The 15,942-nt window shown below is 66.1% G+C and carries 14 protein-coding genes; 5 read left to right on the top strand and 9 right to left on the bottom strand.

Going from position 1 to position 15,942, the window contains the following annotated elements; translation table 11 throughout:
• The first annotated feature begins 68 nt into the window (after positions 1-68).
• Entirely contained in the window at positions 69-1,061 is a 993-nt protein-coding gene (locus BG457_RS13670; RefSeq protein WP_071797709.1) for a glycosyltransferase, read from the top strand.
• A gap of 411 nt (positions 1,062-1,472) precedes the next feature.
• Here BG457_RS13670 and BG457_RS13675 read toward each other — a convergent pair whose 3' ends face one another.
• Positions 1,473-2,264, bottom strand: coding sequence for an ABC transporter permease (locus BG457_RS13675; RefSeq protein WP_071797710.1), 792 nt, complete (start codon positions 2,262-2,264; stop codon positions 1,473-1,475).
• Positions 2,265-2,368: 104 nt separating this feature from the next.
• On the opposite strand from BG457_RS13675, the gene BG457_RS13680 reads away from it, so the two are divergent.
• The 3 genes from BG457_RS13680 to BG457_RS13690 are packed head-to-tail and all read left to right on the top strand — an operon-like array spanning position 2,369 to position 5,916.
• Positions 2,369-3,625: a KpsE/RkpR family capsule polysaccharide export protein gene (locus tag BG457_RS13680; protein ID WP_084657637.1), complete on the top strand. Its 1,257-nt coding sequence runs from the start codon at positions 2,369-2,371 to the stop codon at positions 3,623-3,625.
• A gap of 13 nt (positions 3,626-3,638) precedes the next feature.
• Entirely contained in the window at positions 3,639-4,310 is a 672-nt protein-coding gene (locus BG457_RS13685) for an ABC transporter ATP-binding protein (RefSeq protein ID WP_342715498.1), read from the top strand.
• Positions 4,297-5,916: a glycosyltransferase gene (locus BG457_RS13690; RefSeq protein WP_084657638.1), complete on the top strand. Its 1,620-nt coding sequence runs from the start codon at positions 4,297-4,299 to the stop codon at positions 5,914-5,916. The genes BG457_RS13685 and BG457_RS13690 overlap by 14 nt, the downstream gene beginning before the upstream one ends.
• 902 nt (positions 5,917-6,818) lie before the next feature.
• Here BG457_RS13690 and BG457_RS13700 read toward each other — a convergent pair.
• Both BG457_RS13700 and BG457_RS13705 read right to left on the bottom strand, forming a co-directional pair.
• On the bottom strand, positions 6,819-8,498 hold the full coding sequence (locus tag BG457_RS13700) for a glycosyltransferase (RefSeq protein WP_071797713.1): 1,680 nt from the start codon (positions 8,496-8,498) through the stop codon (positions 6,819-6,821).
• A gap of 15 nt (positions 8,499-8,513) precedes the next feature.
• Entirely contained in the window at positions 8,514-8,837 is a 324-nt protein-coding gene (locus BG457_RS13705; RefSeq protein WP_071797770.1) for a 2Fe-2S iron-sulfur cluster-binding protein, read from the bottom strand.
• 204 nt (positions 8,838-9,041) lie between these two features.
• Here BG457_RS13705 and BG457_RS13710 point away from each other — a divergent pair, with 204 nt between their 5' ends.
• Positions 9,042-9,464, top strand: coding sequence for a peptidoglycan-binding domain-containing protein (locus BG457_RS13710; protein ID WP_245771006.1), 423 nt, complete (start codon positions 9,042-9,044; stop codon positions 9,462-9,464).
• A gap of 250 nt (positions 9,465-9,714) precedes the next feature.
• Here BG457_RS13710 and BG457_RS13715 read toward each other — a convergent pair whose 3' ends face one another.
• From BG457_RS13715 to rpiA, 6 genes are all read right to left on the bottom strand, one after another.
• Entirely contained in the window at positions 9,715-11,184 is a 1,470-nt protein-coding gene (locus BG457_RS13715; protein ID WP_071797715.1) for a Do family serine endopeptidase, read from the bottom strand.
• 140 nt (positions 11,185-11,324) lie between these two features.
• Positions 11,325-11,528 carry a DUF2065 domain-containing protein gene (locus BG457_RS13720; protein ID WP_175546800.1) on the bottom strand — a complete coding sequence of 68 codons (204 nt, stop codon included), beginning with the start codon at positions 11,526-11,528 and terminating at the stop codon, positions 11,325-11,327.
• Positions 11,529-12,533 (bottom strand): protease modulator HflC, encoded by a 1,005-nt coding sequence (hflC, locus tag BG457_RS13725; protein ID WP_084657639.1) that lies wholly within the window; start codon positions 12,531-12,533, stop codon positions 11,529-11,531.
• A complete protein-coding gene (gene hflK, locus BG457_RS13730; protein ID WP_071797716.1) occupies positions 12,533-13,663 on the bottom strand; it encodes an FtsH protease activity modulator HflK in 1,131 nt (376 codons plus the stop codon). The genes hflC and hflK overlap by 1 nt, the downstream gene beginning before the upstream one ends.
• Positions 13,664-13,729: 66 nt before the next feature.
• The gene (gorA, locus tag BG457_RS13735) at positions 13,730-15,094 is read right to left on the bottom strand and encodes a glutathione-disulfide reductase (protein ID WP_071797717.1); all 1,365 of its coding nucleotides are present in this window, start codon (positions 15,092-15,094) and stop codon (positions 13,730-13,732) included.
• 8 nt (positions 15,095-15,102) lie between these two features.
• A complete protein-coding gene (rpiA, locus tag BG457_RS13740) occupies positions 15,103-15,891 on the bottom strand; it encodes a ribose-5-phosphate isomerase RpiA (RefSeq protein ID WP_071797718.1) in 789 nt (262 codons plus the stop codon).
• Positions 15,892-15,942 lie beyond the last annotated feature (51 nt).

Below are 15,942 nucleotides of genomic sequence, written 5' to 3' on the forward strand. Positions count from 1 at the left end.
GCTTTCATGCTTCACTGGCGGGTATGAACATGCACGCCTCCGCCCGGATATGCCGATATGGCCCGCAGATGCCCGCGACCCTGCCGGTCGCGCCGCCTCCGAACGCCGGGCGGGTCGTTGCCGTGATCACAACCCATAACCGGCTGGCGCAGTTACGCCGCACCATGGGGCGGCTGCTGGCGGAACCGGAGCAGTATCTGGCGGCGGTGGTGGTGGTGGATAACGCATCCGATGACGGGACAGCGGCGTTTCTGGCCAGCATCCCGGATCCGCGGCTGCATGTGCTGCGCCTGCCGCGCAATAGCGGCGGCGCGGGTGGTTTTGCCGCAGGGCTGGAGCATGCGCGCGCATGTTTCGACCCGGACTGGTATCTGATCATGGATGACGATGCCCGACCCATGCCGGATGCGCTGGCGCGGTTTCATGCCAGCGACCTGCGCGGATGGGATGCGGTGGCGGGCGCGGTTTATGATCCCTCGGGGCGGATCTGCGATATCAACCGCCCGACCCATGATCCCTTTGCCTCGCTCGCGAAATTCCTGCGCACGGCGCGCAAGGGGCGCGAAGGGTTCCATCTGGGGCCGGATCACTATGCCGGGGGGGTGCCGGTGGCGATTGACGGGGCGTCTTTCGTCGGGCTGTTCCTGTCGCGGCGCGGGCTGGCGCTGGGCGGGCTGCCGGACGCGCGGCTTTTTGTCTACGGCGATGATGCGCTGCAGACCTTGCGTCTGTCGCGGGCGGGGGGCCGGATCGTCTTTCTGCCGCAGGTGCGCTTCGAACATGACCAGGCTGCCGCAGGCGCCGGGCAGGGGGACAGGCCGGTCTGGAAGGTCTATTATCAGCATCGCAATGCGCTGATCCTCTATCATCATGCGGCTGGCTGGCTGTTCTGGCCGATCTGTCTGGTGGTGATCCCGGTCTGGGCCTTGCGGATGCGCGCTTATCCGGGCCAGCGCCGACGGTTTCTGGCGCTTTTTCTGCGCGGGGTCTGGCATGGGCTGCGCGGCCGGACCGGCACCGCGCATGAGACGGTTCTGAAATGGGCGGGGTCTTTGACCTGATCTGCGGGCAGGGCCTTTGCTGATCACAAAACCCTGTGCAAAACGCTGCTTCGGGACCGGGATGAGGGCAGCGTGGGGGCATTACCTGCCTTGCAGCGCTGCGCCGCACGGTGCGGTCAGAAGCGCCCGCTCACGGCCCGCCCGCCCGCCCCGATGCCATTCGCGGGCGCTGCCCGGCATGGCCGGGCGGGGCGTGTTGCCGTGCTCTGCGCGGCCCTTTTGGCCCCCGCCGCGCGCGCTGGAGGGCTTTTCGACCAGCTTGGGCAGGCTACGCCGCAGGCGCTGTTGACGGGGGACGGGCCTTGCGGCCCGTGGCCTTTGGCGAGAGTATTTCGGGCAAGATGAAGCTGGGCGAGATGACGTCTTGGGGACGTGAAAGCGGGCTGTGGCGCGGGCTGATCGGGAAGGGCGCTATTTCTGCCGCGCCAGCAGGTCGCGGTGATAGAGATGCATCAGCATGATCCCGAGCACCAGAGGCACGAGGCACCACAGTCCGATATAGACCAGCGAGACATAATCGGGCCGGTAGACCGGGTAGAAGGCGGCGCGCATCAACCCGGTGAGATGCAGCAGCGGATTGAACCAGAGCACGCTTTGCGCCGCGCGCGGCATATCCTCGAACAAGAGAATCACGCCCGAGATCAGGAACAGCGGCGCGGTCAGGATCGTCCAGATCTGTTGCCAGATCTCGAAACGGTGAAACAGGTAGCAGTTGAGCATGCCCAGGGACAGGCCGAGCGCCGCGCCCAGGCCCCAGGCGAGCAGCAGGAGCGGCCAGTTGATGAAGCTCTGCACCCCGTCATAGAGGATAATGCCTGCGAGGATCACCACGGCGACCCCTGTCACCACCAGCGTATTGAGCGCGAATCGGGCCAGCACCGCGTCGATCCAGACCACGCGCGGATAAAGCAGCAGGCTGCGCGAATAGCCCAGCGCATGGCCGGTCGAGGCGCCGAGCACGGTGAATTGCCGCACGATGAGGAAGCCGGTGGCCTTGAACAGCAGGAAAGACGTGCCGAGCGCCGGGGTTTTCTGAAGCAGGGCAAAGGCATAGGCCAGCATCACGATCACCCCCAGCGGGTGCAGCAGCGCCCAGAGATAGCCGCCCGGCGTGCGCCCGTAGCGGCTGGCCATTTCGCGCAGCATCAGCGCTGTGACCGACCGCAAGGCCGTCCTGCGCCAGGGGAGGGTCTGGTCTGACATCGGGTGATTTCTCCTGTCATGCTTACCCTGTCTTAACCTGGATTTGCTAGCCAAGGCTTAACGCCACCGGATGCGCCCGCATCCCCCGCGAGAAAGGCCGTCGCATGTCCGCAGTTCTGTCCGAGCGCCCCCAGCGTCAGCTCCCCGCGCGGCCCGCGCCGGAGGGCGGCAAGCCTGCGCGCCTGCGCGACTGGACCGGGCCCACACCGCAGCAGGCGGCAGCCTATATCGCGCCGCCCGTTATTCCCGTTCGTACCAGCCATGGAAACCGCGCGCTGATGTGGTCCTTCCTGCTCGTGGTGCTGCTGCCCTGCCTGCTGGCGGGGGCCTATCTGTTTCTGGTGGCCGAGGATCGCTATGCCTCGCAGGCCGGATTCACCATCCGGCAGGAAGAGGGGGGGGCGGCCTCTGACCTGCTGGGCGGCATGTCCCAGCTTCTGGGCGGCAGCAGTGGTGGCCATGCCGATCTGCTGTTTGAATATCTGCGCAGTCAGGATCTGGTGCTGCGGCTGGATGCGCGTTTCGGGCTGCGCGCGCATTATGCCCTGCATCATGCGCGCGACCCGCTGTTTTCGCTGCCGCCCGAGGGGACGGTCGATCAGTTGACCCGTTATTGGAGCCAGGTGCTGCGCGTCGCCTTTGACCGCAATACCGGACTGCTGCTCTTGGAGATTCGCGCCAATGACCCGGAATTTGCCCGGATGCTGGCGCAGGCCGTGGTCGAGGAAAGCGAGCGCATGATCAACCAGCTGAACGCGCAGGCCCGGCGCGACCGGATGCAGATGGCCAGCGCCGATCTGGGGCTGGCAGAGGCGCGGCTGCGCGCCGCGCGCGAGGCGCTGGCCGTCTTCCGCGCCAGCACGCAGATGGTTGATCCCGATGCCGATATTCAGGGGCGGATGGGGGTGCTGAACAATCTGCAGCAGCAATTGGCGCAAGGTCTGGTCGAGCATGATCTGCTGGCCATGATCACTGATCCCAGTGACCCGCGCCTGCGTCAGGCGCAGCGCCGGATCGAGGTGGTGCGCGCCCGCATCACTGAGGAGCGCCAGACCTTCGCGCAGGAAGATGCCACTGTGGCAGAGACGGATTACCCGCGCCTGATCGCGCGCTATGAAAGCCTGCGCGCCGATCAGGAAATGGCCGAACAGGGCTATGCGGCGGCGATCCGGGCGCATGATATGGCGCGCTCGCAGGCTGAACGCCAGAGCCTGTATCTGGCGCTGTTCATCCCGCCCACGCTCTCGGAGGAACCGGGCCATCCGCGCCGCGCGCTTCTGCTGGGGCTGACGGCGCTGTTTGCGGTGCTGATCTGGGCCTTTGGCGCGCTGGCCTGGCAATCGCTGCGCGACCGGAACTGAGGGGCGGGGCGCGATGCAGGCGATCCTGAGTTTTGACAATCTGGTCAAGGGGTTCTGGGTCGATGGCACCTGGCGCCCGGTGATCCGCGGGCTCACGCTTTCGCTGCCACGGGGCCGGGCGCTGGCGCTTCTGGGGCGCAACGGGGCGGGTAAGACCACGCTGATGGATCTGGTCGCGGGCAATCTGCGCCCCGATCAGGGCCGGATCCTGCGCGGCGGCGAGGTGTCGTTTCCGGTGGGGTTTTCTGCCGGGTTTCACCGCGATCTGAGCGGGGCGCAGAATATCCGGTTTCTGGCGCGGGTCTACGGTGTCGACCCCGACGCGCTGGTCGAGTTCGTTGCGGATTTCGCCGAATTGGGGGCGCAGTTTCATCATCCCTTGCGCACCTATTCGGCGGGAATGCGGGCGCGGCTGGGCTTCGGGGCCTCGATGGGGCTGCCCTTTGATCTTTATCTGATCGACGAGGCGACCTCGGTCGGGGATGCGCGGTTCAAGCAAAAGAGCAAGGCGCTGTTTCGCGCGCGGATGAAACATGCCAGCGGGATCATGGTCAGCCATAATATGCAGGAATTGCGCAGGTTCTGCGATGCGGGGCTGGTGCTGCATGAGGGGCAGCTGTGGTTTTTCGACTGTATCGAGGATGCCATCGCGCTGCATCAGGACCTGACCCATGCCGCCCCGTGAGCCCGGAAAGCCGATGAGATTGCTGCATTATTACTGGGCCGATCCCGAAGACCGGGCGCTGCGCGGTGGCGGGGTGCGGATCTATCTGCGCGCGCTTCTGGCTGCGCAGCGGGCACTTCCCGGCTGGGAGGTGCACAGTCTGGCTGCGGGGCTGGCGCATGACCTGCGCCAAGGGGCGCCGCGCTGGCGCAAGCGGCGTGCGGGGCATTACGAGATCGTCAATTCCGCCTGTCTGGCGCCCGCGCATACCGGTTTCGGCGCGCGCGCAGAGCTGTGCGATGATGCGACAGAGGCGGTGTTTGCGGATTTTCTGCGCCAGTCCGGCCCCTATGATCTGGTGCATTTTCACAGCCTCGAAGGGCTGCCCGCCGGGGTGCTGGCGCAGGCGCGGCGCATGCCCGGCACGCGGGTGGTGCTGAGCCTGCATAATTACCACGCATTCTGCCCGCAGGTGAATCTCTGGCAGGGAGAGGCGCGGCATTGCGTGGATTTCGACGCGGGCCGCGCCTGTGTCACCTGCCTGCCGGTCATTCCGAATGCGCGGCTGCTGCGGCGCATCTACGGGCTGGAAACGCTGCTGGAGGGGCTTGGCATGGGGCCGGGCACGGGGATTTTTCGGCGGATCTGGCAGAAGCTGATGCGGCGTGGCTGGCAGATGGTGAAGCGCCTGCGGCGTCGTCCCGCGATGATTGCGCCCCCTGAGGGGCATACGGCGGTGCGCTTCCGCGCGCGCCGCGAGCGGATGGTCGCGCTGATCAATACCCAATGCGACCGGGTGCTGGCGGTGTCCGCGCGCACGCAGGCGCTGGCGCTGGGCTTTGGCTTGCGCGAGGTCCGGATCTGCCGGATCGGCACGGAACATGCGGCGCATTGGGCCCGAACCCGCCCGCGCCCCCCCGCGCCCGAAGGCCCGCTGCATCTGGCCTATCTGGGCTATATGCGGCGCGACAAAGGGTTCGATTTCCTGCTGGAGGCGCTGGAGCGGCTGCCGCGGGAGCACGCAGCCCGGCTGCATCTGACACTGGCGGCGCGCGCCGGAACGCCTGCGCAGATGGCGCGCATCGCGGCGCTGCGCCCGCATCTGGCGGGGCTGGACTGGCAGGATGGTTATGCGCGCGGCGATCTGGACAGGGTGCTGGCGGGGGTGGATTACGGGATCGTGCCGCCGCTCTGGGAAGATAACCTGCCGCAGGTCGCGCTGGAAATGCATTGCCGGCATATTCCGATCCTGACCTCCGACCGGGGCGGCGCGCGGGAACTGGCGGGCACATCCGATCTGACATTTCCCGCGGGCGACAGGCAGGCTTTTGCGGCGCTGATCGCGCGGCTGCTGCGCGGCGCGGTCGATCTGCGCGCCTATTGGGCGCGCGCGCGGGTGCCGCGCGATATGTCCGCCCATGCCCGCGCGCTCTGCGACATTTATGCCGGGATCACGAGGGATGACCATGAAAGCCTTGATCCATATCGGAATTCCGAAATCCGGCACCTCGTCGATCCAGGCCTTTCTGGGGCTGAACCGCGCGGCGCTGGCGGCGCAGGGGGTGCTTTATGCGCCCTTCAACCCGGAATTCGGCAGCCAGTTCGAATTCGCCGTGACCGCGCTTGAGGTTTGCGGGGCGCGTATCGGGCCGGAACTGGAGCGCCGCCGCCTGGGATTTGCCAGCCCGGCGGATCAGCGCGCCTATGTCGCGGGGTATCGCGCCTATCTGGATCGGGTGCTGGCAGGGTCCGATGCGGCGCATTTCATCGGGTCGAGCGAGCATATCCATGCCTGGCTGGTGACGCCCGAGAGGATCGCGGCGCTGGACCGGTTCTTATGCGCCCGGTTCAGCGAGGTGCGCTATCTTCTCTATCTGCGCCCGCAGGATGAGTTGATCCTGTCGAGCTATTCCGAAGCCGTGCGACGCGGCGCGGGAGAGGATTTCCGGGCCTATCTGGCGCGGCATATGCGCCTGAGCCACTGGTCGCGGCTGAAACTCTGGCATCGGGTGATCGGCCGGGCGCGGCTGCATCTGCGCCTGACCAGCCGCGACGCGCTGGTGGCGGGGGATTTGCTGAGCGATTTCTGCGATGTGGCGGGGATCGACGCGCGCGGGCTGCTGCACCCGCCACGGGTGAATGAAGCGCTGAGCGCGGGTGAAATCGCGCTGCGGCGGCGGCTGAACCGTGTCCTGCCGGTGCTGGGGCGGGACGGGCGGTTGCATCCGGTCTATCAGATCGCGCTGCGGCGACTGCGCCCGCTGATCCGGGGGCAGGGGGGGCGGCTGGGGCTGAGCGCGCAGGAGCGGGCCGAGATTCTGGCGCGCAATCAGGCGGATAACGAGAAGATCCGAAAGCGGTATTTTCCAGAGCGGGAGGGGTTGTTTTAGAGTGCGTTCCGACCCGCTTGGGCAGGCTGTGCCGCAGGCGTTGTTGGCGGGGGGACGGGCCTTGCGGCCCGTGGCCTTTGGCGAGAGTATTTTTCGGCAAGATGAAGTCAGGGGGGGGACGGGCTGATCGGGATGGGCGCTAGAGTCTTTTGCCGCCCAGACAGAAGCGCAGGACCGGCCCGATCTCTGGCCCGCATAGCGGCGCGGGCAGGCGCGCGCGGCGGCGGGCGATTCCGGCGCGCAGGGCGATGGCCAGCCTCTGGGCCTTGCTGGGCGCGCAGGCCATGCGGATCTGTGCGAGTTGCGCGAAAAGGCTGGCGCGTGTGCTTTGTGGTAGCGGGCAGAGCGTGGACTGGGCGAGGCTCTGGGCCAAGGGGGCGAGCGGTTCCTGCTTGCGTGGCGCGAGTGTCAGGGTGGGGTCTGGTCCGGTGCCGGTGCTGGGCAGCAGGGCGGCCAACGTGAGCGCCGCCACCGGATCGGGCAGGTGGCGCAGCGCTTCGGGCAGGGTGGCGAGCGCGGGCCGGTGCAGCACCAGCATTGCGGGATCGGGCGCGGCGGGATGCTCGGGCAGGGGCAGGATGCCCATGTCCAGTGGTTCCGTGCCGCTCTCGTGGCGCGCAGGGGTGATGACGCAGCTTGCCCCCTGCGCCTGCGCCGTTTCCAAAGCGCGCAGCGCCCAGTCCGGGGCCGGGAGGTCGCCCGCGCGCAGCACCGCGAGCCAAGTTCCCGACAGGCTTGGGTGCTGGGTCAGCAACGTGTCGATAGCCCGCCTCGCCGTCACGGTGCGGTGTTCCCAGACCGGCAGCTCTTGCACATCGAGCGCTTGCAGGGTCGGTCCGGGGTCGGTGCCGGGGGGCGCGAGGATCAGAACGCTCAGGCGCATGCGCGGATCAAGCTGCGGGGCGGGGGCCGGGCGGATATCATGGGCGCCCGCGCGATCCCAGACCAGCCCCTCTTCCGCCATCAGTCGGGCGGCTTCGGTCACGAAGCGGGATTTCAGCGCCGGGGGGCCGGGCGGTTCCAGCCGTTCATGGATCAGCCGCGTGGCCAGTTGCGACAGGCCCTGATCCCGGTGGCGCAAGGGGCTGGCGCGAATGATGCGGGTAACCTCGCGCAGGCGGTCGAGTTGCTGGAAGATGGCGTCGTCCGCGCGGTCGGTGATCTGGCCCGCGCGCCCGCGCCGGTAGTGATAGAGCGGCTGCGGCAGGTAGCGGATGCGCCCGGCTTTGCAGGCAAGGGTCCAGAAGAACGGGTGATCCTCGTAAAGCGCGCCGGGGATGAAGCGGGTCGCGCCGATCAATTCACGGCGATAGAGCTTGTTCCAGACGGAAGGGAAGAGGCGCGCGACTGTCCTCGCATCGGTCAGGTCGATCCAGCGCGGGGTGTCATCTTCCGGCGTGCTGCCGTGGATGGCCGGATGATCGTTCCGGCGCCCGTCGGGCCAGGTGAGGGTGAGGGCAGAGGCGGTCCAACCGGCCCTGCTTTGGGTCAGCTCGTGGAAATGTGCGGACAGGAAACCGGGCGCGAAGGCGTCATCGCCATCGAGAAAGCCAATGACGGGGGCGCGCGCGGCCTCCAACCCGGTACTGCGCGCGACCGACAGGCCCTGATGGGCTTGCGTGATCAGGCGAAAGCGCGGGTCGTCCCTCGCGCTGGCCCGGATCGCCGCAAGGCTGTCATCGGTCGAGCCATCCTCGATGACCAGCGCTTCGAAATCGGTGAAATCCTGCGCCTGCAGCGAGGCGATGGCCGCGCCGATATGTGCGCCAAGATTGTGGCAGGGCAGGATGATGCTGATGGCGGGGGGCGCTGTCGTCATCCCCGCGCCCGCGTCTCAGATCTGCTTTTCGGGCATATGCACGACCAGCCCGTCCAGCGCATCCGTGACCTTGATCTGGCAGGTCAGGCGCGAGCGCGTGGCGTCGGGCTGATAGGCGAAATCGAGCATGTCATCTTCCATCGGGTCGCGGGCGGGCAGTTTTTCGACCCAATCCTCGGCGACATAGACATGGCAGGTCGAACAGGCGCAGGCCCCGCCGCAATCGGCCTCGATCCCGGGGATGCCATTGTCGCGCGCGCCTTCCATGACGGTCAGACCGGGGGCGACATCGACGACATGCTCGGTTCCGTTGAATTCGATATAGGTGATCTTGGCCATGAAATCCTCATGCTCGTGCTGCCTGCTTTTGCGGAAATAAGCCAGCATGCCGGGATTGACCAGCCGAAAATCCGCCGGAAACTATCGCGCTTTGGTCATGTGCTGGTCCCTTTTTCGCCGGATTCCCGCGTCAATCCTGTCCCCAGGAGCATATGAAACCCCAAGATGCACAGGCAGGTCGTGGCAGGAATGGATCGCAGCAGGATGCTTCGCAGAGCCCGGTTCGCGCTTGCCGCGATCGTGCTGGCCACAAGCGCGCAGGCGGATACGGATACGGCCAGTCGCGCCCGGATCGAACCGGCGGCTGTCGCCCTTTCCGCCCCCGAGGCGCGCGCCTGCTGGGCGCGCTATTCGGCGGCTTCGGGGCAGGCGCGGGGCGGCGTGATCGAGGAAGTGGCTTTTCGCGTGCCCTGCCCGGAAGCGATGGGGCGGGGTTTCATCAAAACCCTGCAGCGCGCGTTGATGGCGCGGGGCTATCATGAGGGGCCGGTGACGGGGGTGGCGGATGCGCAGACCCGTGCGGCGGTGCAGGCGTTTCAGCGCGCGGGCGGGTTCAACAGCCCGATCCTGACGCTGGAGACCGCGCAACGGCTGGGGCTGGTGCCGATCGAGTTGACGCTGAACTGATCGCGACGGTTTTTGCAGAGTGTAGCGCAAGGGCGGAGCGCAGGCGCCTGCCGGGGGCCTTTATTCGCAGGGTTGCGCGCGCGTGAGAGGTGAGAAGCGCCCGCTCACGGCCCACCCACCCTGCCCATGCCATTCGCGGGCGCTGCCCGGCAGAGCCGGGCGGGAGGTTCTTCCGGGGAATTCCCGGCGAAAATGCAGGCGCGCGCCCGGATGGGGCGCGCGCTTTTGTTCAATGCGGAAGGGGCGCGGATCAGAGGCCAAGGGCCACGAAACGCGGATCCCCGCCCCGGCGCAGCAGGATCAGGAGCGAGCGCCGACCGGCTTCGCGGGCTTCCTCGGCGCGGGCTTCGATATCGGCGACGGTTGCGACCGGTTGCTGATTGGCCTCGGTGATCAGGTCGCCGACTTCGATCCCCTTGCGGGCGGCGTCGCTATCTGCCTCGACCTGGCGCACCACAAGGCCGTTCATGCCGGGTGAGAGGTTCATTTCCGCGCGCAGCGCATCGCTCAGCGGCTGCAATTCCATGCCAAGGAAGGATGAGGGCTCTGGCGGGGTTTCTTCGCTTTGAGGCGGGGCCAGCGATCCTGCGGCTTCGGCCAGTTCGCGCTGCCCGAGCACCACGCTCAGCGTGATCTCTTCGCCGCCACGGAACACGATGACATCGACATCAACCCCCACACCGGCATCGGCCACGCGGCGCACCAGCATGCGCGTGTTGCGCACCGCACCACCGTCAAAGCGCAGGATCACATCGCCCGCCTGCATGCCCGCATCGCGCGAAGGGCCTTCCATGACATCCGTGACCATCGCGCCTTCGGCGCGCTCAAGCCCGATGGCTTCGGCCATTTCCTCGGTCACATCCTGGATGCGCACGCCCAGCCAGCCGCGCCGGGTGGAGCCATAGGTCAGAAGCTGGTCCACGACATTGGTGGCCACATGTGAGGACATGGCAAAGCCGATGCCGATCGAGCCACCGGTGGGCGACAGGATCGCGGTGTTCACGCCGATCACCTCGCCATCCATGTTGAAGAGCGGGCCGCCGGAATTGCCGCGATTGATGGCGGCGTCGGTCTGGATATAATCGTCGAAATTGCCCTGCAGGGCGCGGCCACGGGCCGAGATGATCCCGGCGCTGACCGAGAAGCCCTGCCCGAGCGGGTTGCCGACCGCGAGCACCCAGTCACCGACGCGCGAAGCCTCGGAATCGCCCCAGGGCACATGCGGCAGCGGCGCGTCATGGGTGACTTTCAGCAGCGCGATATCGGTTGCGGGGTCGGTGCCAATCAGTTCGGCCTGCAATTCCAGCCCGGAATAGAATTCGATGCGGATTTCATCGGCGCCGTCGATGACGTGGTTATTGGTCACGATGAAACCGTCATCCGAGATCACGAAACCCGAACCCAGCGCCTGATTGCGGCGCGGGCGATTGGGCGGCTGGCCTTGCGGGCCGTCAAAGAAATCGCGGAAGAAATCCTCGAAGGGCGAGCCCTCGGGCAGGCGCGGCCCCTCGTCCAGCCGAGAGGCGACGGTCGTGCTGGTGGTGATATTCACCACCGCGGGGCTGACACGTTCGGCCAGATCAGCGAAGCTTTCGGGGCGCGCGGATTGCGCCTGCGCCATGCTCACCAGCGCAAAGGCAAAGGCGAGCGCCAGGCCGATCATCCGCAGGAACTGCGTCATCTCGGGGCAGGGGCGCCGCATGGAAATGGCATAAGACATTTCTGTTCTCTCCTGTTCATGGTGGCCCGCCGGGCGGGCACAGCCCTTATGTGCCCAATCTATGCGTGCCTTGGTCAAACGCAATTTGTGAAACACAGTCTCAACCAGACGTGAAACGCTGTCATCGCGGGGGGCAGGGTTCAGGAACTGCCCAGCATGCGCGCGAGCGTGATCAGCACCGCGCCCGCGACAAGTGCCAGAACGCCGATCAGGCGGCGGGCGTCAAAGGGCATCTCTGCCAGCGTCCGCAGGATATCGTCCAGACGCCGAGGGGCCAGTGCAAAGACCAGCCCCTCGAAAATCAGCACCAGCCCGAGGGCCAGGATGATGGTTTGCGCGCTCACCTAGTTGCCGATGATCGCTTCCAGCTCGCGCACCGCATCGGGTTCTGCCGAATCCGGCTCGGGGGCGCGCTGTTGCAGCAATTCGGGGTCTTCGGCCAGACGCCGGGCGGCATCGCGGACCGAGGCCAGCACCTCATCGCCGATCCCGTCCGAGCGCAGGAAGGCGAAGAACTCGCTATCCGGGCGCAGCACCATCGTGGCGTTTTCCCCGCGCAGCGCACGCTCGTAGCTTTGCATCGAGCGGGTGAAGGCGAAGAATTCCGGGTCAAGGTTGAAGGCTTCGGCATAGACCCGGTTGCGCTCGGCATCCGCTTCACCGCGGATGATCTCGGCTTCGCGGCGCGCGGCTGAGACCAGTTCGATCACGGTCCGGTCGGCCAGAGCACGCACGCGCTGCGCGGCCTCGTTCCCGCGAGCACGCTCATCGGCGGCTTCGCGTTCGCGTTCGGCGCGCATCCGGGCAAAGGTCGCTTCCAGGTTCTCGCGCGGCAGGTCGGTGCGGGTCAGCCGCACGTCGATCACCTCGATCCCCAGTGTCAGTGCCTCGCGCCGGGCCAGTTCGCGGATGCGGTTCATCAGCGCGGTCCGGTCCTCGGAGAGCACCGCGGATGAGGGCACTGCACCCAGCACTTCGCGGATGGCGGCATTCATGATGCGGTCCATCCGGCCCTGTGCTGCGCGCACCCCGTCGACGCCCACGGCTTCGCGGAAGCGGCGCACATCGGCCAGACGCCAGCGCAGGAAAGCGTCAACGACCAGACGACGGTCATCGAGCGGCGTGACTTCGAGCGGCTGGGTCTGCAGACCGAGAATCCGCGCGTCATAGCGCACCACTTCCTGAATGAAGGGAATCTTGAAGCCGAGACCCGGTTCGGTGATTTCCTGTTTCACCTGACCGAATTGCAGCACCAGAACATTCTCGCGCTCATCGACGATGAAGAGGGCCGAAAAGGCGGTGACGAGGGCCACCACGAGAACCGGCAGAACAAATCCTGCTTTTTTCATCAGTTTGCCCCCCGCTGGCGTTGCAGTTGATCAAGCGGCAGATAGGGCAGCACACCGCTGCCGCCATTCTCGCCTGTGGCGGTCACATTATCCAGAATGGTCAGGTTCATGTCGCCAAGCACCCGTTCCATGGTTTCCAGATACATCCGTTTGCGGGTGACTTCGGGGGCATTCACATATTCGGAATAGACCGAGACGAAGCGCGCGGCCTCACCCTGCGCGTTGTTGATCACTTCGGCGCGATAGGCTTCGGCTTCTTCCTGAATCTGGGCGGCCTGACCACGGGCCTGAGCCAGCACGCGGTTTGCATAGGCATCGGCTTCGCGCTCCAGACGGTCACGTTCCTGACGCGCGGTCTGCACGTCGCGGAAGGCGTTGATCACGCCTTCGGGCGGGTCGGCCTTGTCGAAATTGACCCGGATCACGTTGATGCCCGATTCGTAGCTGTCGAGCAGTTCCTGCACCGCCTGCCGCAGGTCCGCCGCAATCGCGCCGCGGTCGCGGTTGAGGATCGGGGACAGTTCGGTCCGGGCGATAATGTCGCGCATCGCGGATTCGGACGCGGCGCGCACGGTTTCGCGCGGATCGGCCAGATTGAACAGCAGGCGTGCCGGATCGGTCACGTTCCAGACCACCTGAAACTCGATATCGACCACGGCTTCGTCGCGGGTCAGCATCAGGCCGGTGTCCAGTGCAGAGCGGCCGGTGCCGACTTCGGTGACGCGCTCGGTGGTGGTCTGCACCACCTCATGCGACACGACGGGCCAGGGCGCGAAGTTCAGGCCGGGATTGCCGGTCTTGTAATACTGGCCGAACAGCAGTTCGACCGAGCGTTCCTCGGGGCGCACCGTGTAGAAAGAGGCGAAGGCCCAGAGCACCACCAGCGCCACCAGACCCAGCAGGACACCGCGCTTGGAAAAGCCCGGTCCACCGGTGCCACGGCCATTCCGACCGCCGCCGCCACCGCCCATCAGGACGCGGAGTTGTTCCTGGCCCTTTTTGACGATCTCGTCGATTTCAGGGATCTGGGGTTGTCCGTCCCCGCGATTCCCCCCACCACTGCCCCGGTTGCCACCGCCGCGATTACCGCCGCCGCCGCCGCCCCAGGGTCCGCCATTATTGCCAGACATCCTGTCTCCATCCTTGTTTTCGTCATTTGCTCACAAAATCGGGCCAAGGCCCGTCGAAATCAACCCTTATCCGTCATGGCTGCGCGTCGCTGTCCGCATTGTGACCAGTTCCTCGGCCATGGTGGGGTGTACCGCCAGAGTGCGGTCGAAATCCGCCTTGGTGGCCCCCATCGCAATCGCGACCGCCGCAAGCTGGATCATTTCGCCCGCCTGATCCGCGACGATATGACACCCCAGCACCTTGTTGGATCGCGCGCAGACGATCAGTTTCATCAGCACCCGTTCCGGATGCCCGATAAAGGCCGTGCGCATCGGGCGGAAGGCAGTTGCATAGACATGCACCGGACCTGCCGCGCGCGCCTCTTCCTCGCTTTGCCCCACAGTGCCGAATTCGGGCTGGGTGAAAACGGCGGTCGGGATCAGGCTGTGGTCGAATGTCGTGGCTTTGCCCCCGAAGATCGTATCGGCAAAGGCATGACCCTCGCGGATCGCGACCGGGGTCAGGTTCGCGCGGTCGGTCACATCACCCACGGCAAAGATCGAGGGGATCGCGGTCTGGCTGTAGTCATCGACCGGGATCGCGCCATTGGGTTTCAGGGTCAGTCCCAGCGCCTCCAGCCCCAGCCCTGCGCTATTGGGCCTGCGCCCGGTCGCGAAGAGGATCGCATCATAGCGGCCATTCCGGCCTGTCGTCGAGGTGACGTGGTAGCCACTGTCGTCGCGGGTGATGTCCAGAACATCGGTGCCCAGATGCAGATCCACGCCATTTTCGCACATCTGATCGGCGATATGGCCGCGCGCTTCATCGTCAAAGCCGCGCAGGATCTGTGCGCCGCGATAGAATTGCGTGGTTTTCACACCCAGCCCGTTGAAGATGCAGGCGAATTCCGTTGCGATATAGCCGCCGCCCACGATCAGGATCGAGCCGGGCAATTGCTCCATCTCAAAGACCTCGTTCGAGGTCATCGCACCATGGCCCTGCCATTTCTCGGGCACGACCGGCCAGCCGCCGGTGGCGATCAGGATATGCTTGGCGCTGACGATCCGGCCATCGGCAAGCCGCACCTCATGCGGCCCGGCCACGCTGGCGCGGCAATCATGGATGGTGACGCCTGCGCGTTCCAAGCCACCACGATAGGCCCCTTCCAGCCGGGTGAGTTCCTGATCCAGCCGCGCGCGGAAAGCGGGCCAGTCAAATGCGCCGATCTGCGCGTCCCAGCCATATTCCTGCGCCTCGGCCACGGCAGCGGGGAAGCTGGATGCAAAGACCATCAGTTTCTTGGGCACGCAGCCGCGAATGACACAGGTGCCGCCCATGCGTGATTCCTCGGCCAGAGCGACGCGCGCGCCATATTGGCTGGCCGCGATCCGGGCCGCACGCACACCGCCCGAGCCGCCACCAATCACGAAGAGATCGAAGTCAAATGCCATGCCTGCCCTCAGAGGTCCGAGAAAATATTGCGGGCGTCTTCCAGATCGACCTGTCTCACAGACGATTCCGGTGTGCCCGTGGTCAGATCCCGCAGTTCAACCGTGCCATCGGCGTGACCGATCACCACCTGATCGGCGATATCGACAAACAGCCCGTTCTCGACCACGCCGGGCACCTGATTGAGCACCAGCGAAAGTTGCCGCGCATTGCCGATCCGCCCGAGCGCCAGATCAAGGATGTAATTGCCCTCATCTGTCACATAGGGCTGGGTGCCGTTCATGCGCAGGCTGGACTGGCGGCCCATCACATCCATAGAGGCCAGCACTTCCTCGACCAGCGCCTTGGTGGCGGGCCAGCCGAAGGGGACAACTTCGACCGGCAGCGGGAAGGCGCCCAGCGTCTTCACTTCCTTGGCGGCATCGGTGATCACGATCATCTGATCCGAGGCGGTGGCCACGATCTTTTCGTGCAAAAGCGCGCCGCCGCCGCCCTTGATCAGCGTCAGTTCCGCGTCGAATTCGTCGGCCCCGTCGATGGTCAGATCGAGCCAGCGCGCCTCGTCGAGCGAGACCACATTGATGCCCACTTCGCGGGCAAGCTGCGCGGTGCGCGATGAGGTGGGCACGGCGATGATGCGCAACCCCTCTTGCCGGACCCGCGCGCCCAGACGGCGCACCAGCCATGCGGCGGTCGAACCGGTGCCCAGCCCCACGCGCATCCCGTCCTGCACGAAATCGGCAGCACAATGGGCGCTGGCATATTTGGCGCGGTCGATGGGGGTCAGGTCACTGGTCATCGCGAGGCCCTTTGTCTGGCTCGGGCGTGTTATAGGCGGAGTCTGGTCTTG

The sequence above is a fragment of the Natronohydrobacter thiooxidans genome (assembly GCF_001884735.1).
GTDB lineage: Bacteria > Pseudomonadota > Alphaproteobacteria > Rhodobacterales > Rhodobacteraceae > Roseinatronobacter > Roseinatronobacter thiooxidans_A.